Genomic DNA, 19,686 nt, shown 5'->3' on the forward strand with positions numbered 1-19,686 from the left:
GGTCCCGGTCAGCCGGACCCGCTCTCCGTGCGCGGTTCCTCCAGTTCGGTCAGTCCGGTCAGTCCGGTCAGGCGCCGTCGGCCGGCGGTGGTCATCGACGGGACCGGCCGGCAGCGGCCGGTGCGGGCTCCTCTTCCTCGTCCCGCTCGTCGTACTCCTCCGCGGGCTCCTGCTCGTCGGCGGCGTCCTCGTGCGCCGGCTCGTCCTCCTCCTCGGCCTCGCCTTCGTCCTCGTACTCGTCCTCGTACTCGTCGGCCTCCGCGTCCGCGTCGGCGTCCCGCGGTTCGTACGACTCGTCGTCCTCGTCGTCGGCCTCCGCCTCCTCGGACTCGCTCTCGTACGCGTCGTCCGACGGCTTGGCCTGCGCCTCCTGCTCCTGCTCCTGCTCCTGCTCCTGCTCCTGCTCCAGAGCGTCCTCGTGGCTCAGGACGACCTCGCCGTCCCGGATCTCGCCACGCCAGCCGTCGCTCGCCTCGCCGCGCAACGTCACGAAGCGGGCGAAGTGCTTGAGGTCGAGCCGGGCCCTGCGGCCCTGGGCGCGCCAGATGTTGCCCGTCTTCTCGAACAGGCCCTTGGGGTAGTACTCGATGACGAGCAGGACCCGGGTGAGCCGGTCGGCCAGCGGGTGGAAGGTGATGACGCCCTTCGTCGTGCCCTTGGCGCCCTCGGACGTCCACTGGATCCGCTCGTCCGGCAGCTGCTCGGTGGTGTGCGCCTTCCAGCTCCGGTTGGACCAGAAGATCTTCATCTGCCAGTCGGAGGTGACGTCGTCGGCGCGGTTCGCGTTCTTGACGCCCTTGGCGAAGGTGCTGAACTCCTGGTACTGCGTCCACTGGTCGTACGCGGTCCGCAGGTCGACGCCGATGTCGACGAACTCCATGATCACGGTGGGCTTCTTGCCGGCGCCGCCCTTGCGCTTGCCCTTGCCGCCGAGGCCCTTGAACGCCCCGACGACATTGTCCTTGAGGCGGCCCGCACCCAGCTCGACCGCGGTGCGCACCGGGCCCTTGCCCTCGGCCAGCTTGCGGCCGCCGTCGAGCGCGAGCTTGGCGAAGCCCGGGCTGTTGCCCTCGGCGATGTCGGTCAGCTTGCCGGTCGTCTCGCCCAGTTTGCGGCCCGTGCCGGCGAGGACGCGATGGATCTGGGCCACGGCGTACTCCTGCGCTGCGGCCTTCAGATGCTCGGCGGCCTCGCTCTTGGCTATGCCACTGAGCGCTTTGGTCGGAGAGTCAGCCACGTCCCTGGCCTCCCTTCGCGGCGCGCGTCGCGCTGCCCGCGGTCTTCTTCGCGGCCCTGGGGGCCCTGGTGGCGGACGTCTTGGCGCCACCGGCCGCCCTGCCGTTGCCCGCGCTCTTCGCCGCGGTCTTCCTGGCGGGCGCCTTCTTCGCCGTGTCACCGGACTTGGTCGCGCCGGTCTTGGCGGCGGTGGACTTGGTGGCGGTGGACTTGGTGGTGCCGGTCTTGGCGGCGCTGGACTTGCGGGCCCTGTCGGTGCGCCGGTTCGACGACGACTTCTCGCTCCGTGCGCCGTTCTCGTCGCGGCTCTTGTTCTCGGCGCGGCTGTCGTCCTCGGCGCGGCTGTCGTCGTCGGTGTCGCGGCTGTCCGCGTCGTGCTCGTCCTCGTACGCCTCGTCGTCGGCGTGCGCCGCGTCGTCACCGTCCTGCGCCTCGTCGCGGTCACGGCGCCGGCGCCCCGGGACGAGGCCCGTCACCCGCTCCCCCGCGTCCCGGACGTCGTCGGTGTCGGGCGCGACGCCCGCTATCCGGTCCTGCACGCCCTGCGTCCGCGAGTGCAGCCGGCCGGCGAGACCTTCCAGCTGCCGCTCCACCAGGGCACCCGACGCGGCCGTGCCGACGCCGCGCAGGTCTTGGCGCAGCTGGCCGCCGAGCTCCTTGAACTGCGGGTTCTTCTCCAGTTGCGTGCTGACCAGTTCGGCCAGCGCGCGCGGGCTCAGTTTCAGCCTCTTGCCCGCCACCATCGTGCCGACGGCGAACGCCAGTTTCATCTTCTTGGTACGCCCGAGGACGTACCCGGCCCCTACCGCGAGGCCGAGAGCTACTCGGTTCACTATGCCTCCACCCGGTCGAGGAGCTGGTCCTCGTAACGGTCGAATGTCAACTGCGGTCCGTGCCGATCTGCTGTTGCGCTCGCTCCGTGCTGATCTGTCGCCGCGTTCGCTCCGTACCGACCTGCTGCTTGTGTCACTCCGAGCCGACGGGAGCCGAAGGGCCCGGCTCCACGAAGCTGTACGGCGGGAGCGGTCCGTTGACCTTGAGTTCGAGGTGCGCCTGCTCGCGGCGGGCCGTGTCGACCGCGGCGAGGAAGTGCTCGGCGGCCTTCCGGTCGACCAGGAACGAGAGATTGGCCAGCCAGCCGGTGCTCTCCGGTGCGCTCGAGACCGCCTCGGCCGTCGGCTCCAGGAGCCGGCGCAACGTGGCCGCGTCCTGCGCCTCACGGGCCTGCACCGCGGCCACGACCAGCTCGCCGAGCCGCAGCTTCTCCTCGTGACTGCCGCCGCCCGCCTGCCGGTTGGCCTCGGTGAGGGCGCGGACCTCGGGGCTCTCGGCCATCACCCGGTGCAGTACGGCCTCTTCGTCGTGCTCTGCCTTGACGTTGTACTCGACCTTGCCGTCGAGCGCCCGCAGCCGCTCCAGGTAGTGCTCGGCGCGCTCGGCCAGCACCGTGGCGACGGCCTCGTCGTCGGGAGCGAGGCTGCCGAACCGCATGGGCAGTACCGCCCCGCCGCCGCCCGCCTCGGACAGCACGTTCTGGTGGGCGAGCAGGTCGCGCCGCTTGGGCCGCAGGTCCTCGGGCGCGTCGCTGACGATCGCCGTCAGCGCTCCCGCCTCGACCAGCCTGACCTTGCGCGACGGCTGCCCGATACCCTCCATGCCCTCGGGCAGCGAGGCGTGGTCGGCGCTCGCGATGCCGTAGATGTACGTGCTGCTCATTCCTGCTCCTCCTTACGGCGGCTCGGGGCACGGCGGGCCCGGTGCGGCTCGGACCGGCCCTCCTCGCGCGCCTGGCCGAAGGCGCCCGAGATGGTCTCGGCCGCGCCGGAGAGCGCGCCCTTGGCCTTGCCCTGGGAGCCCGACTCGGTCATGTCACCGACGAGGTCGGGCAGACCGGGGCTCTTGTTGCTGCCGGTCTCCAGATCGAGCCGGTTGCACGCCTCGGCGAAGCGGAGGTAGGTGTCGACGCTGGCGACGACGACCCGGATGTCGATCTTCAGGATCTCGATGCCGACCAGCGAGACACGGACGAACGCGTCGATGACGAGCCCGCGGTCCAGCACGAGTTCGAGAACGTCGTACAGGCCGCTGGTGCCGCCACCGCCGCCGGATTGCTGTGCAGGGACTACGGTCATGGAGAGCTGTCCTCCTCGATCGGGCTCGGTCGGGCTCGGTCCGGGATACGCGGGTACGCGGGTACGAGGCGGCCGGGAACCGACGGGTCCGGCGCCCGGACCCATGTGGCCCGGTCCGCCCGCGCTGTCGGTGATCTCTGCCTGCCTGGCGCGCGTCTCGCGCGCCACCTCCACGGGTCCGCACGCTCGGCACGCCGCCCCCTCAGGGGCTGTGCCGCGATCGGCCGAGCCGGTCGAGCCGCCTACGTCACTCTTCTTGTTGGCCTTGGCAATCTCGACCTTCGAGTCACCGCTCAGTCCATCGGCAAACCTTCAACTCTCCTTATATGTGCGGAGTTTGTGGAGGCGCCGGGGCTCAGGGCGCCCCGGTCGGCGGGGGCCCCGCGGGCATCGGCGGCGCCCCGGGCACCGACGGCCTGCCGGGGCGCGCGGCCCGGCGCAGGGCGTAGGCGGCGACGCCCAGGACCGCCGCGACGACCAGGGCGGCGCCCCAGTCCGGCAGGGCGAGGGCGAGCGCCAGGCCGAGGGCCAGGGCCACCGCGGCGCCCGCGTAGAGCGCGGCCGCCGCCGCACCGGCGTACAGCGTCGCCATGCGCTTTCGCTTGCGGGCGCTCTCCCGCACGGCCCCGGTCAGTTCGGCCCGGAGCGCCTCCCGGACGGCCCGGGTCACCTGGCCGGTCAGTTCGTCGCTCATTCGCTGGTCGATGCGTTCCATGGCGGCCCGGGTACCCGGGGCGCGTCCCGGGTAACGACCCCGCCCCGCGAACCGATCACGCTCCGGCGCCAGGTCAACTAGGCTTTGCCGTATGGAGATCCTGGGCACCACGCTGCGCATCTGCGTCGAGGACCTGGAGTCCTCGGTGACGTTCTACGAGCACCTGACGGGCAGCCGGGCGCTGCGCTTCGAGCGCGGCGGGGTCTCCGTCGCCGCCGTCGGCTGCTTCCTCCTGATGAGCGGTCCCGAGCAGGAGCTGGCGGTACTGCGCAAGGTGTCGGCCACGATCGCGGTGCGCGATGTGGACGAGGCCAACGCGGTCCTGACGGCGTCGGGCGCGAAGGTGCTCGCGGGTCCGGTACCGACACCAGCGGGCCGCAATCTCATCGCGCTCCACCCCGACGGCGCGGTCTTCGAGTACGTGGACCGGCAGGCGTCCGCGGACTCCTGAACTCCGCGCCCCCGGACGGATCCTCAGTCGCCGCGGGGGCTCGAAGACGGGGGCCGCATACGGAAGTCGTAGCGAGGCGGCAGGGGTTCGCCCGGTGCGATCCGCTCCCACACCTCCCCGATGACCTCCGCTCCCTCCCGCAGGTCCGCGACCTCGAACCCCGCCTCGAACACCGCGCGGGCGGACTCCGGTTCGCCTTCCGCGAGCAGCAGTCGGGCCTCCAGGAAGCGGAAAGCACCCCGTGCCCGGGTGCGCGGGTGCAGCCGGTCCCAGACCCGCCGCGCGTCCGCGACCCGCTCCACCGCCAGCAGCGCCGCGATCGCCTCCCGGCCGAGCGCGGCCGTCGCGGCCACCCACGCCTCCCCCTCGTCCCTGCGTTCCGCGCACAGGTCGTCGAAGGCCGCGGCGTGCCGGTCCGCGGCCCGCTCGTGGTGCCCGTCCGTCGCGTCGGCCACCGCCAGGCAGCGCAGGAACGGCCAGTCGGACGCGGCGAGTTCGAGGCCCCGCTCCCAGCTCCGCACGGCCTGTGCCCGGTCCCCGTCGTGCCATTGCGCGACGCCGAGGTGGTACTCGGAGAGCGGCCGGGCCGCCGCCGTCTCCAGCATGTCCCGCCATGCGCGGGAGACCAGGGTGGGGCCCGGGGCGCCGACCCGCCGCGGCTCGGGGAACAGTCCCGTCTCCAGCAGCTCGCGCCAGGGCGCCTGCGCCTCGCCGAGCGTCGACTCGTCGAACGGCGTGCCCGCCGGCTTCCAGCCCGTGCGCAGCACTTCGAGCGCGCCCCACCCGGACCCGACGGCGAGCCGCTGCCCGGGGTCGGCGTCGGCGTGCGGCCGCCACGCCTCGTACGCGGCCTCGACGTCGGCGCGGGGCAGCGCCCGCTCCAGGCGCCCCTCGACCTCGTCAACGGCGGCGCCCCAGTCACCGGCGGAGTGGACGGTATCGGCGGTGGCGGCCAGCGGCCCGTACGCCTCCAGCCAGCTGATCTCCCCCTGCGCCTCCAGACGTACGTGCTCCAGCTGCGTGCGCGCGAGGCCGGCCTGGATCTCGGCGTAGCCGCCGGTGCCGGGTTCGGTCAGCCACTCCTGCCAGCGCCGCCCGCCGGTCCCGGTGCCCCACAGGAACAGCTTCCGGCCGCGCAGCACATCGGTCGAGGTCTGGACGAGCCCGTGCCCGTCCTCGTCCAGCGCGGCGATCCAGCGGCGCCGCCCGTCCTCGACCTCGTAGAAGTAGTCGGCGGGGAACTCGCTGTTCAGCGGGTACGTGCGGTCGGTTCCGCCGGACTCCGGCACGGGGACGCGGCGCAGGTTCCGTTCGTACCCGTAGTGCCAGGCCTCCCGTGCGGGCGCGATCACCCGGCGCTCCTCGGGCACGGCGGTGTTGGACCACCAGTACAGCGGCGCGGCCTTCTCGTGCGGATTGCGGACCCGTACGCCGACGTGGAGGAAGTCGGAGCCGTCCGGCAGCCACAGGTCGACCTGGAAGGGCAGGTCGCGCAGCCGCTCCCACTCCCACAGGCGCAGCATCTCCGAGCCGTCGGGCGCGGTGGCGCGGGCGGCGTGCAGGGGCGCGCAGGACAGGGTGGAGTGGCCGGTGGCGCCGATGTTCCATTCGATGCCACCGGAGAACCAGGCACCGTTGAGCGCGAACGCCGCGGGCTGGAACACCGGGTTGCGGTAGAGGAGTTCACGTCCGGTCGGCTTGTGGAACAGGGACGCGACCCGGCCGCCGAGGCCGGGCAGCACCGTCACCTTGAGCCGGTCGTTCTCCAGCACGATCGCGTCGAGGTCGACGGGCGTCCGGTCCCGCCCGTACCCGTCGCGGATCCGCTCCGGGAGCACGCTGCGCAGCGCCCCGTGGCCGAGCTGGCGGGCCATGTCCAGCGGCAGGCCCTCCTTCGCGCGCTCGTCGAGCGTGTGCACCGCGGTGCGGGGCCGCAGCGGGGGCAGCGGGTTCTCCGGGCCCAGCGCCACGCCCGGCAGGGTGAGTACCTCACGTCGTACGACGGTCATGGCTGCCTCCCGATGCCAGGGAGCGCGGCCCGCCCCCGATGACCATGGAACATCGCCGTCGGGCAGCTGACCAGGGGCCGGTCCGGTCAGGATTGCGCAAAAGCGGCCATCTCGGCGGTGCGGGCCCAGCGCTCGTGGTCGCGCCAAGCCCCGTCGACGAAGAGGAAGTCCGGCGAGAAGCCCTCCCGGCGGAACCCGGCGCGGCGGGCCAGCGCGAGGGAGGCGGCGTTGCCGGGCTGGACGTTGATCTCCAGGCGGTGCAGTCCGAGCGGCCCGAAGGCGTGCCGCACCACGAGGCCGAGCCCTTCGGACATCAGCCCGCGGCCTGCGGCGTGCGCGAAGGCGCCGTAGCCGAGGGCGCCGCAGCGGAAACCGCCCTGGACGACGTTGTTGATGTTGATGAATCCGGCGAGGGCGCCGCTCTCGCGCTCGCACACCAGGAAGCCGTGGCTCGCCGGGTCGTCCACCAGCCGCCCCGCGTACGCGGCGAACGTGTCCGGCCGCAGCGGCGGAAAGAGCCAGGGGTGGTGCAGCTCCTGGCTCTCGCGGGCTCGCGCGGTGAACTCGTCGGCGTCGGTGAGAGCGATGTGCCGGAGCGCGACCCGGGCTCCTTCGGCGAGGTGAGCGGCCATCCGGGCAGCCTACGCAGACCGTTCGGCGACGGTCGCGGCCGGTCTCACTTTCGTCTCCTCGCCACGAAGTAGCCGCCGCAGATGGCACCGATGACGGCGACGGCCGCGAGCGCCATGTAGAGCGGCATGGTGACCTCGGGGACGAGGAGCCGGATGCGCACCTGGCGGGTGTTCTCGAAGATGAAGACCACGACGAGGACGGCCAGGACGAGGACCGCGATCCTGGCCGGGGTGAACGCGCTGGAGCCGCCGCTCTTCGCGGAGCTCGCGGTGTCCTTGGGACTCATCGGTGGACCCTTCCGTCGTTCCCCCGGAGGCCGTCGCCGCCTCCCCGCCCAGCATGTGCGGGGAGGCGGCGATCGCGCAGTGGCCGAGGGCCGTACGGGTGACGGGCTACCGCCCGACGACGGGCAGCTCCACGGTGCCGGTGTCCTCGGGCGCGCTGGTGACGGTGACCGTCTTGATCCCCTTGTTGCCGCCGTAGGCGTCGTCGCTCGCGGCGATCACGAACCGGATGCGGTGGCCCTTCTCGTAGCGGTGCACGATGCCGGGCAGGGTCACGGTGAAGGGGCGGGTGACATCCGGCACCCGGACCGGCGCGACCAGCCGGTGCACCAGCGTCTTCGTGCCGTCCGGCGCGACGTCGTAGAGCTTCGCGAAGAGGACGAGCTTGTCGGCGGCGTCGTCGGAGTGCTGTACGCGCTCGGTCCTCGGCGAGATCACCTTGAGGGTCGCCTTCGGCGCGCCGACGACATCGGTGGTGGTGGTCAGCGGCTCCGTGGTCCAGTCGAGGTAGGTGCCGCGGGTGTCGTGCGGCGCGGGGTCGGGGAGTCCGATGAGGCCGCCGAGGGACGACTCGGAGTGGCTCGTGGGGATGAGCCAGTTGCGGTACTCGCGGCTGCCGCGGGCGACCTTCTTCCGGTTGTCGACGAGTTTGCCGTCGCCGGACAGGTACAGCTTCTCCGACAGGGCGGGGACGCCTGCGGCGGTGGCGTAGGTGCTCTCCGGGTCGGTGATCCAGTCGCGGTAGTAGGCGAAGGCGGGGCCGGTGTCGACGCCCTTCTTGTGGTGCAGGTACCGGTCGAACCAGGCGAGGATCCGCCTGCCGACGTAGCTGGTCTCCAAGTTGCCCTCGGACAGGTTGAGTTCACCGCTCGCCGGGTCGGTCAGGCCGCCGCTGTGCCCCCAGGACTGCCAGATCATCTTGGTGGTGGTGCCCTGGGCCCGCAGGGTGTCGTAGCCGGCCCTGGCCTCGTTCAGGTTGAACAGGCTGTCGGCCTGGCCCTGGACGAACAGCGTCGGCGCCTTCACGTCCTTCAGGTACGAGACCGGGGAGACGCCGCGCGCGTAGTCGAGCAGCGCCTTGGTCCGGTCCGCCGGGTAGCGGCCCGAGTTGAGGGTGCGGATGGTCGCGCAGGCGTCGTCGACGAAGTGCAGACAGCTCAGCTTGTTGACGCGCGACGGGTCGAGCGACGGCACGAGCAGCGGCTGTCCCTCCCCCATCAGGTAGAACCCGTTGGTCCACTGCCATTTGAAGACACCGGGCACGTCCCGGTCGGCGGCGTTCTGCGGATCGAGCGAGTAGGCCAGGTCGTTCCAGGTGATCAGGGGGACCAGCGCGTCCACCCGGTGGTCCACCGCGGCCGTCGCCATCTGGACGGCGCCGCCGTACGAGCCGCCGATCATGCCGACGCGCGGGTCGCCCTTCTTGTCGGCCGCGACATAGTCGATCGTGGTGCCGTCGTCGGCGGCGCGGGTCCCGGCCAGGAAGTCGACCAGCGCGGAGGCCGCCTTGCCGTCGATCCGGGGGTCGTCGAGCGAGATCAGGCACCCGGACTTGCCGAAGCCGAGACCGGAGTAGGCGAGCCCGACGTACCCGCGCTGCGCGAACGCCTTGCCGGTCGCGTCCGTGGACCCGTCCGACTTGCTGCCGCCGAAGCCGTTCGTGGTCAGCACGGCGGGCGCGGTGTGCTGCGCGTCCACGCCTGCGGGCCGGTACAGGTCGGCGTCCACGACGCACCGGCGTCCACCGGCATCGACCGTGAACTTCAGGGCGGTGACGGTGTATTCGCCCAGGGCGGGGGCGTCGGCGGCGCTCGCGGGGGCGGCGAGGGCGAGCGGGGCGGCCAGCGCCGCCGCGACCGTTCCGACGGCGGCGGCGAGCGTGGGACGGGTTCTGCGTATGGCTCGGGACACGTTGGGCCTCCACGCGGGTTGTACCGACCGGTAAGTTTGCGGCGTGGTCATGTTGTGACACGTGTCATATGGGGGTCAATGCTCGTGCGGGGTGTTTCTCGGGGGACCACTCGCCGTGGGGACCCGGAGCGCTCCGGCGGGCCCGGTCGATCCGGCGGACCCGGTCGATCTGGTCGCCCCGGCGGGCGCGCGGCGGCGCTCAGCGCAGCGCAGGCTCATCCAGGGCCAATGTCAGAGCCGCCGCGTCCAGCCGCGCCGCCACCCCGAACGGCACCGTCAGCGCCCCCTCCCCGTGCCCGAACCCGAACTCCTCCACCATCGGGACCCCGAGCCCCCCGAGCCGGTCGACCAGAAGATCCCGGACGGGTCCGCACTCCGCCCAGGAGCCGAGCAGGATCCCCGAGACCCCCTCGAGCCATCCCCCGCGCAGCAGTTGCGTCAGGTACCGGTCGATGTGGTCGGTCCCCTCGCCGACGTCCTCCAGACAGAGCAGCCCGCCCCGGGCCGAACCCCGCGCGTGGCGCGTGCCGAGGTCCGCGGCGAGCAGGGACAGGCAGCCGCCCAGGGTGACGCCGTGCGCGACGCCGGGCACCAGCGCACCGGCCCCTTCGTGCGCGGAGATCACCTGGACCGACTCCGGTTCGAAGAGCGTGGCCCGCAGATGATCCTGCGCGCGGGCGTTCTTCAGGAAGTCCGCCGCGGCGACCATCGGCCCGTGCAGCGTGCTCACGCCGAGCCGGACGGCGAACGCCTCGTGCAGCGCGGTGATGTCGCTGTACCCGACGAACGCCTTGGGCCGCGCGGCCCGCATCGCGGTCCAGTCGAGCAGGTCGACCATGCGCTGCGCGCCGTAGCCGCCACGGGCACAGAGCACGGCGTCGATGCCCGGGTCGCACCAGGCGCGCAGCAGATCGGCGGCGCGGTCGGCGTCCGCGCCGGCCAGGTAGCCGAACTCCGGGTGCGCGTCCAGGACATGGGGGGAGACGACCGGGTCGAGACCCCAGCCGCGCAGGATGTCGAGGCCCGCCCGCAGCCGGTCCTCGGGGACCGGTCCGCTGGGCGCGACGACGGCGACCCGGGCGCCGGGGGCCAGCCTCTCCGGCCGGACCAACGGCTCCGGGGAGGGTGTCACTTGGTGAGCTCCAGAGCGGGGAGGCCAATCGGGTGCAGCCCGAACACCTGGGCGTAGAGGGAGAGTTCGGCCTCCAGGGCGCGGACCATGGTGTCCGCCCTGCGGAAGCCGTGGCCCTCGCCCTCGAAGGCGATGTACGCGTGCGGGACGCGCCGCCCCTCGCTCTCCACCCGGGCGAGGAACCGCTCGCACTGGACGGGCGGGCAGATCACGTCGTCGAGCCCCTGGAGGAGCAGGAAGGGCACGGTGAGCCGGTCGGCGTGCTCGGCCGGGGAGCGCTCGACGTACCGCGCGGGGACCTCGGCGAGCGGCCCGACGAGCGACTCCAGGTACTGCGATTCAAAGTCGTGCGTCTCGCCGCTGCCCCAGGTGGTGAGGTCGAGGACGGGGTAGATGATGGTGCCGCACGCGTAGACGTCGGTGCTGGTCAGGGAGGCCGCGCTGGTCCAGCCGCCGGCGCTGCCGCCGCGGATGGCGAGCCGGCCCCGGTCGGCGGTGCCCTCGGCGGCGAGGGCGAGCGCGACGGCCGCGCAGTCCTCGACGTCGACGACGCCCCACTGCTCGCGCAGCCGGTCGCGGTACTCCCGCCCGTAGCCGGTGGAGCCGCCGTAGTTGACCTCGGCGACGCCGATGCCGCGCGAGGTGAAGTAGGCGATCTCCAGGTCGAGGACGAGCGGGGAGTGGCCGGTCGGGCCGCCGTGCGCCCATACGACGTACGGCGGGAGTTCCTCGTCGGGGGCGGCGTGCGTGGGGCTGTGCGGCGGGTAGATGTGGGCGTGGATGTCGCGTCCTTCGGGCCCTTCGAAGGTGCGGATCTGCGGCTCGGGGTAGTACGCCGGGTCGACGGGGTCGCGGTGTGCGGCGCCGATCACGCGGGCGCGCCCGGTGCAGGTGTCGAGCTCGACGACCTCGGTCGCGGTGCGCGGGCTGGCGGCGACGCCGACGACGCGGGTGCCGTGCACGGCGAGCGAGGCGGACCACTCGGTCCAGGGCCCCGCCGTGTCGACGACCTCGCCGGTCTCCGGGTCGAGGACGCCGAGCGCGGTGGCGCCGACGCCGTGCACGACGGCGATCAACCCGGCCTCCAGCGGCTTGAACCAGCTCAGGCCGATCTTCCACAGCGCCCCGCCGAACTCCTCCTCGCGGGGGCACAGCGGCCGGGCCGGGGCGAAGTCCGTGCTGTCGGCGCCGGGCGCGTCGAGCCGGTACAGGTTCCACCAGCCGCTGTCGTCGCCGGAGTACAGCAGCGCGCCGTCGGGCGCCCACTCGGCCTGGCAGACCGACTCCTCGGGCCCGCCGGCCACGGTGCTCGCGGGGCCGAACGTGCCGTCCTCGGTGACCGGCGCGACCAGCAGCTCCGTGCCGTCCCAGGGCATGCGCGGGTGGTCCCAGGCGATCCACGCGGCCCGGCTGCCGTCGGGCGAGAGGCGGGCGCCGGTGACGAACCGGTGGGCATCGTCGGTGAGTTCACGCACCGCCGCCCTGTCCTGCGCCGCGGAGCCGTCGAGCGGGACGGCCGCGACCACGCGCCGCACGTCGGCCGGTCCGGCGCCGGTGAACTCCTCCAGGACGCACCAGACCTCGCCCCGGTCGAGGTGGAGCTGGGGGTCGGCCCAGCGCAGGCCGTCGCCGACCGCGGAGAGCGGGGTGAGCGGGCGCGGCGCGGTGCCGGACCCCTCGGGCTCGTAGGCGTACAGCCGCTGGTCGGCGAAGTGCACGAAGACCAGCAGAGGGCCCTCGGGGCGGTCCACGCCGGCCCAGGGCCGGCCGCCGTACTCGATGACGCGACTGCGCACGTTCCACGGCGCGGGCAGCACCGACTGCTCCGTGCCGTCGGGCCTGCGCCGCACCAGGGCGCGGCGGCCCGCCTCCGTGGGCCGTGGCTCGGTCCACCAGGGCTCGTCACCGACGAACCCGACGTACTCGGGTCTGCCGTCGTGCGCCGCGGCCAGCGCGGCGTCGATCGGCGACGGCCAGGAGCCGTAGCCCAGCGTGCGCACCATGTCCTCCCCGTCCCCCATTTACTCCGGACCCTCCATGTTCAACGCGTCCTCCACGATTGCCTAGTGCGTCGCGAGTGTGCGGGCCGTGCCTATGCCGAGCGCAAGAACCGGTCGAGTACGCGCACGCCGAAGTGGAGCGCCTCCACCGGGACCCGCTCGTCGACCCCGTGGAACAGGGCCTGGTAGTCGAAACCCTCGGGGAGCTTGAGCGGGGCGAAGCCGTAGCCGGTGATGCCGAGGCGGGAGAACTGCTTGGCGTCCGTGCCGCCCGACATGCAGTAGGGGACGGTGTGTCCCTCCGGGGCGAACTCCTCCACCGCGGCCCGCATCCTCGCGAACGTGGGCGAGTCGACCGGGGCCTGGAGCGCGACCTCGCGGTGGGCGAACTCCCAGTCGACGTCCGGTCCTGTGAGCGTGTCGAGCGCGGCGCGGAACTCGTCCTCGGCGCCCGGCAGGAAGCGGCCGTCGATGTGCGCGCCGGCCTCGCCCGGGATCACGTTGACCTTGTAACCGGCGGAGAGCATCGTCGGGTTGGTGCTGTTGCGCACGGTCGCCTCGACGAGGGAGGCCGCCGGTCCGAGCCGGGTGAGCAGCGCGTCGACGTCGAGGTCCGCGGCGTGCACATCGGTCTCGATGCCGTACAGGGCCGCGAGTTCGAAGAGGGCGGCGCGCACGGTGGGGGTGAGCCGGATGGGCCACTCGTGCTCGCCGATGCGGGTGACGGCGGCGGCGAGGCGGGTGACCGCGTTGGCCGCGTTCACCTTGGAGCCGTGGCCCGCCTTGCCGCGCGCGGTCAGCTTGAGCCAGCCGGTGCCGCGCTCGCCCGCCCCGATCGGGTAGATCTGCTTGCCGCTGCCGTCGTGGAAGGTGAAGGCGCCGGACTCGCTGATGCCCTCGGTGCAGCCCTCGAAGAGGTCGGCGTGCTGGTCGGCGAGGAACCCGGAGCCGTCCTCGGCGCTGGCCTCCTCGTCGGCGGTGAAGGCGATGACGATGTCGCGCCGGGGCCGGAATCCGACGCGGGCCCACTGGCGGACGGTCGCGAGGATCATCGCGTCCATGTTCTTCATGTCGACGGCGCCGCGACCCCACACCACGCCGTCGCGGATCTCGCCGGAGAACGGGTGCACGCTCCAGTCCGCGGCCTCGGCCGGCACCACGTCCAAGTGGCCGTGGACCAGGAGGGCTTCGGCGCCGGGGTCGGTGCCCGCGATGCGCGCCACCACGTTGCCGCGGCCGGGGGTGCGCTCCAGGATCGTCGGCTCCAGGCCGGCCTCGGAGAGCAGGGCCGCCGCGTACTCGGCGGCGGGGCGCTCCTTGCAGTCGCCGCCGCCCCGGTTGGTCGTGTCGATGCGGATCAGCTCGGAGGTGAAGGTGACGACCTCGTCCAGCGCCTGCGCGTCGACGGTGGGAAGGTGCTGCTCAGCCATACTGTTCCTCCACCGCGGCCGAGGCGATCGTGGTGACCGCCTTGAAGGTGCGGATGCCCTCGTACATGGTCCCGTGCGTGTACGCGATCCTACGCTCGCCGGTCCGCTCGACCCCGGGCACGACGGTCGAGGCCATCGCGAGGTGCTCGGCGTCGAACTCGACCTCGACCGTGTACGGTCCGGCCTGCACCGGCTCGTACCGGACGGCGATCGACGCGGCGTCCTTGGCGGCGGCCCGGATGTCGGCGGCGGTCCGCGCGGGGGTGCGGCAGACGGCGGCGTACCGGGAGACGTGGTCCTTGACGGCGACCTTGCGGGCCCCCGGCGCGTAGCCGAGGGCGTCGTCGCAGGCGTGGTCGTCGCCGGTGACGAGGACGACGGGGACGCCGTACTCGGCCACCACGTGCGCGTTCAGCAGACCTTCGCTGGCCCGTACGTCGTTGACCCATACGCCGGTGATCTGGTTGGCCAGATAGGTGTGCGCGAGGACGCCCTCCATGCCGGCGCCCGCGTGGTACCCGACGAACGCGATGCCGTCGACGTCGCCGTGCTGGACACCCTCCACCATCGACAGCGACTTGTGCCGTCCGGTGAGCATCTCCGCGCGGTCGTCGAGCTGCTCAAGGAGCAGGTTGCGCATGGTCCAGTGCGCCTCGTTGACGAGCACCTCGTCGGCGCCGCCGTCGAAGAAGCCGAGCACCGCCGCGTTCACGTCCGAGGTGAACATCGACCGGCAGCGCTCCCACTGCGGCGTGCCGGGGAGGACGTCGGCGGGCCAGGTCACACCCGTGGCGCCCTCCATGTCGGCGCTGATGAGGATCTTCATGTGCAGCACCGTACGCGGATCCGGGCACAGCCCACCAGACCTGTGGATAACTCTCAGGGGTATAGACCAATGTCGTACCCGTTCGCCGACGTTCCCGCTCGTCAGCGCCGTGCGGGCGGCTACGGGGCCAACATGCGCACCAGCGCGTCGAGGAGCGCGCCGTGCCAACAGGCGTAGTCGTGGCCGCCGTTGAACTCGTCGAGCGTGATGCGGTGACCGGCCGGGCGCAGGGCCTCGTACAGCGCGCGGCTGTAGCCGACCATCGGGCCCTCGTGCAGCCCGACGTCGAGGTGCACGGTGAGGTCGCGGGGCGCCGCCTCCGCGTACCGCCGGACGAGCCAGGGCACGCCGACGACCGGCGTCTGGGGCACCCCGCCGTCCGAGGGCAGGCCCGGGTGCCACCACAGGGAGGGCGACTGGGCGAGCACGTTGCCGAACCGCTCGGCCCGGACGAGTCCCGCGTACAGGGCGGTGAGACCGCCGAGGCTCTGTCCGGCGACGACCGTGCGGCGCGGGTCGGTGGTGAGCGGCCAGCGCCCCGCGGCCCAGGGCAGGACGTCGTCCGCGAGGAAGGTGACGTAGGAGTCGCGGGCGCTCATCTCGCGCCAGCGGGTGGGCCCGTCGACGGAGTCGGGGGCGAGGACGATCAGCGGCGGCAGCACGCCGTCGGCGATCAGTACGTCGAGGGAGTCCTGGAGACCCATCCCGCCCAGCCACATGTCACCGTCGCCGAGCACGACGACGGGCAGGTCGCGGTGGCCGTGCCCGGGCGGCAGGTAGACCCAGACGTCGCGGGTGGCGCCGAGGGCGGGGCTGTCGACGCCGTGCCGCTCGACCCGGCCGCGCGGCACCTCGCGCGCGGGGCGGGTCCAGCGCTGGACGGGGGCCTCGGGCAGCGAGAAGACGGAGCAGTCCGGGCCGCCCCAGCGGGTGGGGATGGTGCGGGGGTTGAGCGGGTCGGGGCCCGCGTACCGCTGGAGGGTGCGCAGGAAGTCCTGGAGCAGGCCCGGTTCGGTGGGCGGGGCGCCGGTGGAGACGTCGGCGGCAATCCGGTAGGCGCCGCGGTGGTCGGCGCGCAGCCGCAGGCCGAGGTACCAGATGTCGGTGCCGGGGACGTGGTGCAGCAGGGCGTCGGCGAGCCGCGCGCGGTCGACGAGGCGGTTGCTGAAGAGGAGGACGTGCCGGGTCGCGCGGTGGCCCCGGTACAGGAAGGTGAGGGTGCGGTGGCCGGGCTCCCCCTCGATCGGCTCCACGAGCGGGGCGCCGAGCCGTCGCACGTCGGCCCAGAACGCGGCGGCGATCTCCTCCCGCCGCTCCCCCTCGACCCCAGCCAGGTCGTCGAGCAGCCGCGCCACGCGGGCGCCGACGGCCGGGCGCGGCCGGACGGCCTCCGCCACCCAGGAGAGATCGGACGAGACCAGAGGCGTTGTCATCGCCCACCGCTTCCTGACGCACCGTATCGAACTTAGCTTAGCCTAAGCTAACCTATCACCGTCATTCACCGCTCACCGCTCAACTCTCACCACTCACCACTCACCACTCACCACTCACCGCTTATCGCTCATCGCTTCCGGCTCACCGGAAGGCCGCCCCACCACCAGCCACCGTGACGGCAGCTCGATCAGGGTTCCGTCGGGGGTGAACTCCGTGGTGAGCAGGGGCAGCTCCCCGGCGGCGAACACCGTGAGGCCCGCCCGCGCGACATACCCCGGCACAGCCGCGTCGGAGACCTCGCCGGGAGCGATGCCGTGCGCGAACACCGGGGCGAGTTTCGGCGGCGGCCCGGCCGGATGCCGCGCGAGTTCCCGCAGGACGGGCCGGGCCCGCTCGGACAACTCCACGACGAAGGCCCGCCCCCGCTCCCCGACCAGCGCCGCCACCGCGTCCACGAGCGGCTGCCGGTCGCGGGGTTCACTTTGGTGCAGCACGCCGCGCATATAGACATTGGCGTCACCCAACTCCGCGTGCAGCGCTGCCACTTGGATGGCCGCCGTGGCGTCCAGCTGCCGGTACTCGACCTGTCCGGCGCGGTCCGCGCCGCGAGCCCGGTCGAGGGCGGCGGCGGACAGATCGGCCCCCACCACCTTCGGACAGTGGTCGGCCAGGAAGCGGGTCTGGGTGCCGTTGCCGCACCCGAGATCCACCATCGGGAGCCCCGCCGCCACCAACTCCGGCTCCAGCAGGGCGAGATGAAGCCCCACCGTCAGGGCGGGCTCGGCGTCCCAGAAGACGCTCCCGGGCTCCACGGGGGCGTCCGCCCAGAAGCCCTCCCATGCCGCTTTGTAGCGCTCGGTCACGCTCATGGCCCTCCCCAGGCGCGACGGCGGACTCCGCCGACGCTTCAGGCCGGTCTACCGCGCCGGGGTGCGCCCCACAAGGACAGGGACCACACCTTCACGGGGTGTGCGCCCTTCGGATACGCGCCGTACGCGTCAGATCCGCGCGCGGCGCAGGGCGAGTTCGAACCAGACGGTCTTGCCGGTCGCCGTCCGGGTCGTGCCCCACTCGCGTGCCAGGTACGCGACCACCCGAAGGCCGCGCCCGAACTCGTCGCCCGGCCCGGCACTGCTCAGCGTCGGCAGCGTGTGATCGGCGTCCTCCACCTCGCACAGCAGCGCGCCCGAGCGCACGAGCCGCAGTTGCACCGGGCCGCCCCTGGCGTGCCGCACGGCGTTCGTGACGAGCTCGCCGACCATGAGTTCGGCGGCGTACTCGATGGCCGAAAGTCCCCACCGCGCGAGCTGCCGCCGCACGAGCTCGCGGGCGCGCCCCACCTCGGACGGCTCCTGTTCGAGCTCCCACTGGGCCACGTCGCCGCTCCCGATGCCGCTCATCCGGACCATGAGGAGCGCCACGTCGTCCTTGCGGCCGCCGCGCACCCCGAGGGAGCGGATGATGGTGTCGCAGGCGTCGTCCATGGAGGCGGCCGGATGGGCGGCCGACTCGCAGAGCGTGGCGAGCCCCACGCCGATGTCCTCGCCGCGCACCTCGACGAGCCCGTCGGTGCACATCACGAGGCGGTCGCCGGGCGCGACCGGTATGCGTACGGACTCGAAGGGCACGCCGCCCACCCCGATGGGCGCGCCCGTCGGCAGGGCGAGCAGCTCGCTGCGGCCGTCGGCGGCGCGCACGGTAACCGGCGGGATGTGTCCGGCGTTGGCGAGCTGCAACTCGCCGGCGATCGGGTCGTACACCGCGTACAGACAGGTGGCGAGGTAGTGCTCGCCCAGGCGCTGCGCCAAGTCGTCGAGGTTGCGCAGGAGTTGGGCGGGCGGCAGGTCGAGGGCGGCCATGGTCTGCACGGCGGTCCTCAACTGACCCATCATAGCGGCGGAGTTGAGCCCGTGGCCCATGACGTCGCCTACGACGAGTGCGGTGCGCGCGCCGGGCAGTTTGACGGAGTCGAACCAGTCGCCGCCGACCCGGCCGAGCAGGGTGCCCGGCAGATAGCGGGTGGCGACGTCACAGCCCGGCATGTGCGGTTCGATGTGCGGCAGCATGCTGTCCTGGAGCGTCTCGGCGACGGACTCCTGGTAGGTGTACATGCGCGCGTTGTCGAGCACGAGCCCGGCCCGCGCCGCGAGTTCGGCGCCGGTGACGCGGTCCATGTCGTTGAAGAGGGGCCGCTCCTGGTGGCGGAGGAGGATCATGAAGCCGAGGACCACGTTCCGGGCCTTCAGCGGGACGACGAGCATGGACCGGTGGTTGATCAGCGGGCGGATGTCACGCTTCTCGAACTGCGCCGCGATCCCGTTGCCCATCTCCTCCGAGATGTACGGGACGAGCACCGGATCGCCGGTGGTCATGCACTGGAAGAACGGTGTGTGCACCGGGAACGGCATGGATTCGCCGACCGGCACGACATCGTCCCAGCGGCCCGGCTCGTCGGTGTGCTCGACGGCGACCCGGTGCCACATCGTGGTGGCGTCGGGCGGACCGTCGGGGAACCCCTCGCCCGCGACGACCTGTTCCCGCAGATAGGTGCCGGCCACGTCGGTGAAGCGCGGTACGACGGCGCGGCTGACCTCGAGGATCGTGCGGGAGAGATCGAGCGAGGAACCGATGCGCCCGCTCACCTCGTTGAGGAACTCCAGGCGCTCGCGCACCGCCACGTACTCGAGGTCCTCGGCGTCCTCGGCGTCGTCGAGCGGCGTACGCGGGGACGGCACCCCGGCCGCCGCCGCGCGGGCCGCCGCGGCGCGCCGCTCCTTGCGCTCGGTGCGCCGGGCGATGCCCCAGTCGGCGGTCACGGGGACCCGGTCGTGCTGACTGAACTCCAGTACGGGATAGCCGAGTTCGAGCACCTGCGAGACGATGCGAGCGCTCTCCCGCACGCTCATGCTCGGCAGGATCTCGGGCAGTCCGCGGGCGAGGTCCTCGGCGGCGGAGAAGTCGGTGTGCAGCGCGAAACCGGGGGCTATCCGCTCCCCCGCCGCGCCGTCGGGGCCCGCGTCCTCGCTCAGCCGCCGGGCGTCCGCGGCGAGCACGAGCAGCCGCTCGGGCCCCGGCCCCACCAGGGGGTACGCCCACCACAGGACGTCGATGCGGTCGCGCGGCCCCGCGCTGGTGTCGAGCCGGGCACGGCCCGCGGCCGGGTAGGAGGTGCGGCCGCCCAGCGACTCCTCCAGCGCGTGCCCGATCGCGTCGTAGGTGCCGTACGCGCCGTGGGCCGCCGGGTCGGGCTCCGCGCGGTCCTCGGAGAGGGCGCCGGAGACGGGCAGCAGGTCGGTGGCGGGCCGGCCCACCGCCTGCTCCCGGTCGGGGCCGAAGAGACGACGGGCGCCGGTGCTCCAGTGCGAGACCCGGCCCGCCTGATCGACGACGACGACGGCCAGCGGAACGCGACCCTGCGGGGCTCGACGGGTGCCTGGCATCGTCGCGCTCCTTCCCTCCGGGCACGCCGGGGGGTGCGCACCGCCTTCTGCCA

General features: G+C 73.0%; 17 protein-coding genes. 1 reads left to right on the forward strand and 16 read right to left on the reverse strand.

Annotation, left to right across the window (positions count from 1 at the left end):
- Positions 1–91: 91 nt before the first annotated feature.
- From ACZ45E_RS23535 to ACZ45E_RS23555, 5 genes are all read right to left on the reverse strand, one after another.
- A complete protein-coding gene (locus ACZ45E_RS23535; RefSeq protein WP_468223530.1) occupies positions 92–1,237 on the reverse strand; it encodes an SRPBCC family protein in 1,146 nt (381 codons plus the stop codon).
- Positions 1,230–2,069: a DNA primase gene (locus ACZ45E_RS23540; protein ID WP_468223533.1), complete on the reverse strand. Its 840-nt coding sequence runs from the start codon at positions 2,067–2,069 to the stop codon at positions 1,230–1,232. The genes ACZ45E_RS23535 and ACZ45E_RS23540 overlap by 8 nt, the downstream gene beginning before the upstream one ends.
- Positions 2,070–2,202: 133 nt before the next feature.
- On the reverse strand, positions 2,203–2,952 hold the full coding sequence (locus ACZ45E_RS23545) for a GvpL/GvpF family gas vesicle protein (protein WP_468223535.1): 750 nt from the start codon (positions 2,950–2,952) through the stop codon (positions 2,203–2,205).
- The gene (locus ACZ45E_RS23550; protein WP_468223538.1) at positions 2,949–3,368 is read right to left on the reverse strand and encodes a gas vesicle structural protein GvpA; all 420 of its coding nucleotides are present in this window, start codon (positions 3,366–3,368) and stop codon (positions 2,949–2,951) included. The genes ACZ45E_RS23545 and ACZ45E_RS23550 overlap by 4 nt, the downstream gene beginning before the upstream one ends.
- A 355-nt stretch (positions 3,369–3,723) precedes the next feature.
- Positions 3,724–4,083, reverse strand: a complete 360-nt coding sequence (locus tag ACZ45E_RS23555; RefSeq protein ID WP_468223540.1) for a phage holin family protein — start codon at positions 4,081–4,083, stop codon at positions 3,724–3,726.
- Between the two features lie 91 nt (positions 4,084–4,174).
- Here ACZ45E_RS23555 and ACZ45E_RS23560 point away from each other — a divergent pair, with 91 nt between their 5' ends.
- Positions 4,175–4,534, forward strand: a complete 360-nt coding sequence (locus tag ACZ45E_RS23560; protein WP_468223542.1) for a VOC family protein — start codon at positions 4,175–4,177, stop codon at positions 4,532–4,534.
- Between the two features lie 23 nt (positions 4,535–4,557).
- Here the strand turns inward: ACZ45E_RS23560 and ACZ45E_RS23565 are convergent, their stop codons facing one another.
- The 11 genes from ACZ45E_RS23565 to ACZ45E_RS23615 all read right to left on the reverse strand — a co-directional run bounded on the left by ACZ45E_RS23565 (position 4,558) and on the right by ACZ45E_RS23615 (position 19,633).
- Positions 4,558–6,543, reverse strand: a complete 1,986-nt coding sequence (locus ACZ45E_RS23565; protein ID WP_468223545.1) for a DUF5107 domain-containing protein — start codon at positions 6,541–6,543, stop codon at positions 4,558–4,560.
- 86 nt (positions 6,544–6,629) lie between these two features.
- Complete coding sequence (locus ACZ45E_RS23570; RefSeq protein ID WP_468223548.1) at positions 6,630–7,175, reverse strand: GNAT family N-acetyltransferase; 546 nt, start codon at positions 7,173–7,175, stop codon at positions 6,630–6,632.
- Positions 7,176–7,219: 44 nt separating this feature from the next.
- Positions 7,220–7,462 (reverse strand): LapA family protein, encoded by a 243-nt coding sequence (locus tag ACZ45E_RS23575; protein WP_468223550.1) that lies wholly within the window; start codon positions 7,460–7,462, stop codon positions 7,220–7,222.
- A gap of 106 nt (positions 7,463–7,568) precedes the next feature.
- Positions 7,569–9,422 (reverse strand): CocE/NonD family hydrolase, encoded by a 1,854-nt coding sequence (locus tag ACZ45E_RS23580; protein WP_468223552.1) that lies wholly within the window; start codon positions 9,420–9,422, stop codon positions 7,569–7,571.
- A gap of 148 nt (positions 9,423–9,570) precedes the next feature.
- Positions 9,571–10,503 carry a S66 peptidase family protein gene (locus tag ACZ45E_RS23585; protein ID WP_468223554.1) on the reverse strand — a complete coding sequence of 311 codons (933 nt, stop codon included), beginning with the start codon at positions 10,501–10,503 and terminating at the stop codon, positions 9,571–9,573.
- Complete coding sequence (locus tag ACZ45E_RS23590) at positions 10,500–12,524, reverse strand: LpqB family beta-propeller domain-containing protein (protein ID WP_468223557.1); 2,025 nt, start codon at positions 12,522–12,524, stop codon at positions 10,500–10,502. Before ACZ45E_RS23590 ends, ACZ45E_RS23585 begins: the two co-directional genes overlap by 4 nt.
- A 71-nt stretch (positions 12,525–12,595) precedes the next feature.
- The gene (locus ACZ45E_RS23595; protein WP_468223559.1) at positions 12,596–13,933 is read right to left on the reverse strand and encodes a M20/M25/M40 family metallo-hydrolase; all 1,338 of its coding nucleotides are present in this window, start codon (positions 13,931–13,933) and stop codon (positions 12,596–12,598) included.
- Positions 13,926–14,759, reverse strand: coding sequence for a M55 family metallopeptidase (locus tag ACZ45E_RS23600; RefSeq protein ID WP_468223562.1), 834 nt, complete (start codon positions 14,757–14,759; stop codon positions 13,926–13,928). The genes ACZ45E_RS23595 and ACZ45E_RS23600 overlap by 8 nt, the downstream gene beginning before the upstream one ends.
- 119 nt (positions 14,760–14,878) lie before the next feature.
- Positions 14,879–16,192 carry an enterochelin esterase gene (gene fes / locus ACZ45E_RS23605; protein ID WP_468223564.1) on the reverse strand — a complete coding sequence of 438 codons (1,314 nt, stop codon included), beginning with the start codon at positions 16,190–16,192 and terminating at the stop codon, positions 14,879–14,881.
- A gap of 114 nt (positions 16,193–16,306) precedes the next feature.
- On the reverse strand, positions 16,307–17,062 hold the full coding sequence (locus ACZ45E_RS23610; RefSeq protein WP_468223567.1) for a class I SAM-dependent methyltransferase: 756 nt from the start codon (positions 17,060–17,062) through the stop codon (positions 16,307–16,309).
- A gap of 129 nt (positions 17,063–17,191) precedes the next feature.
- Positions 17,192–19,633, reverse strand: a complete 2,442-nt coding sequence (locus tag ACZ45E_RS23615) for an ATP-binding SpoIIE family protein phosphatase (protein WP_468223568.1) — start codon at positions 19,631–19,633, stop codon at positions 17,192–17,194.
- Positions 19,634–19,686: the final 53 nt, after the last annotated feature.

It is taken from the genome of Streptomyces sp. NPDC030991, from assembly GCF_055571235.1.

Bases quoted from the DNA above. Each gene is read 5' to 3' on its own strand.
- ACZ45E_RS23570 (WP_468223548.1), bottom strand. From the start codon at position 7,175: ATGGCCGCTCACCTCGCCGAAGGAGCCCGGGTCGCGCTCCGGCACATC.
- ACZ45E_RS23575 (WP_468223550.1), bottom strand. From the start codon at position 7,462: ATGAGTCCCAAGGACACCGCGAGCTCCGCGAAGAGCGGCGGCTCCAGC.
- fes (WP_468223564.1), bottom strand. From the start codon at position 16,192: ATGACAACGCCTCTGGTCTCGTCCGATCTCTCCTGGGTGGCGGAGGCC.
- ACZ45E_RS23595 (WP_468223559.1), bottom strand. From the start codon at position 13,933: ATGGCTGAGCAGCACCTTCCCACCGTCGACGCGCAGGCGCTGGACGAG.
- ACZ45E_RS23550 (WP_468223538.1), bottom strand. From the start codon at position 3,368: ATGACCGTAGTCCCTGCACAGCAATCCGGCGGCGGTGGCGGCACCAGC.
- ACZ45E_RS23545 (WP_468223535.1), bottom strand. From the start codon at position 2,952: ATGAGCAGCACGTACATCTACGGCATCGCGAGCGCCGACCACGCCTCG.
- ACZ45E_RS23590 (WP_468223557.1), bottom strand. From the start codon at position 12,524: ATGGGGGACGGGGAGGACATGGTGCGCACGCTGGGCTACGGCTCCTGG.
- ACZ45E_RS23580 (WP_468223552.1), bottom strand. From the start codon at position 9,422: ATGACCACGCCGCAAACTTACCGGTCGGTACAACCCGCGTGGAGGCCC.
- ACZ45E_RS23600 (WP_468223562.1), bottom strand. From the start codon at position 14,759: ATGAAGATCCTCATCAGCGCCGACATGGAGGGCGCCACGGGTGTGACC.
- ACZ45E_RS23555 (WP_468223540.1), bottom strand. From the start codon at position 4,083: ATGGAACGCATCGACCAGCGAATGAGCGACGAACTGACCGGCCAGGTG.
- ACZ45E_RS23560 (WP_468223542.1), top strand. From the start codon at position 4,175: ATGGAGATCCTGGGCACCACGCTGCGCATCTGCGTCGAGGACCTGGAG.
- ACZ45E_RS23565 (WP_468223545.1), bottom strand. From the start codon at position 6,543: ATGACCGTCGTACGACGTGAGGTACTCACCCTGCCGGGCGTGGCGCTG.
- ACZ45E_RS23615 (WP_468223568.1), bottom strand. From the start codon at position 19,633: ATGCCAGGCACCCGTCGAGCCCCGCAGGGTCGCGTTCCGCTGGCCGTC.
- ACZ45E_RS23610 (WP_468223567.1), bottom strand. From the start codon at position 17,062: ATGAGCGTGACCGAGCGCTACAAAGCGGCATGGGAGGGCTTCTGGGCG.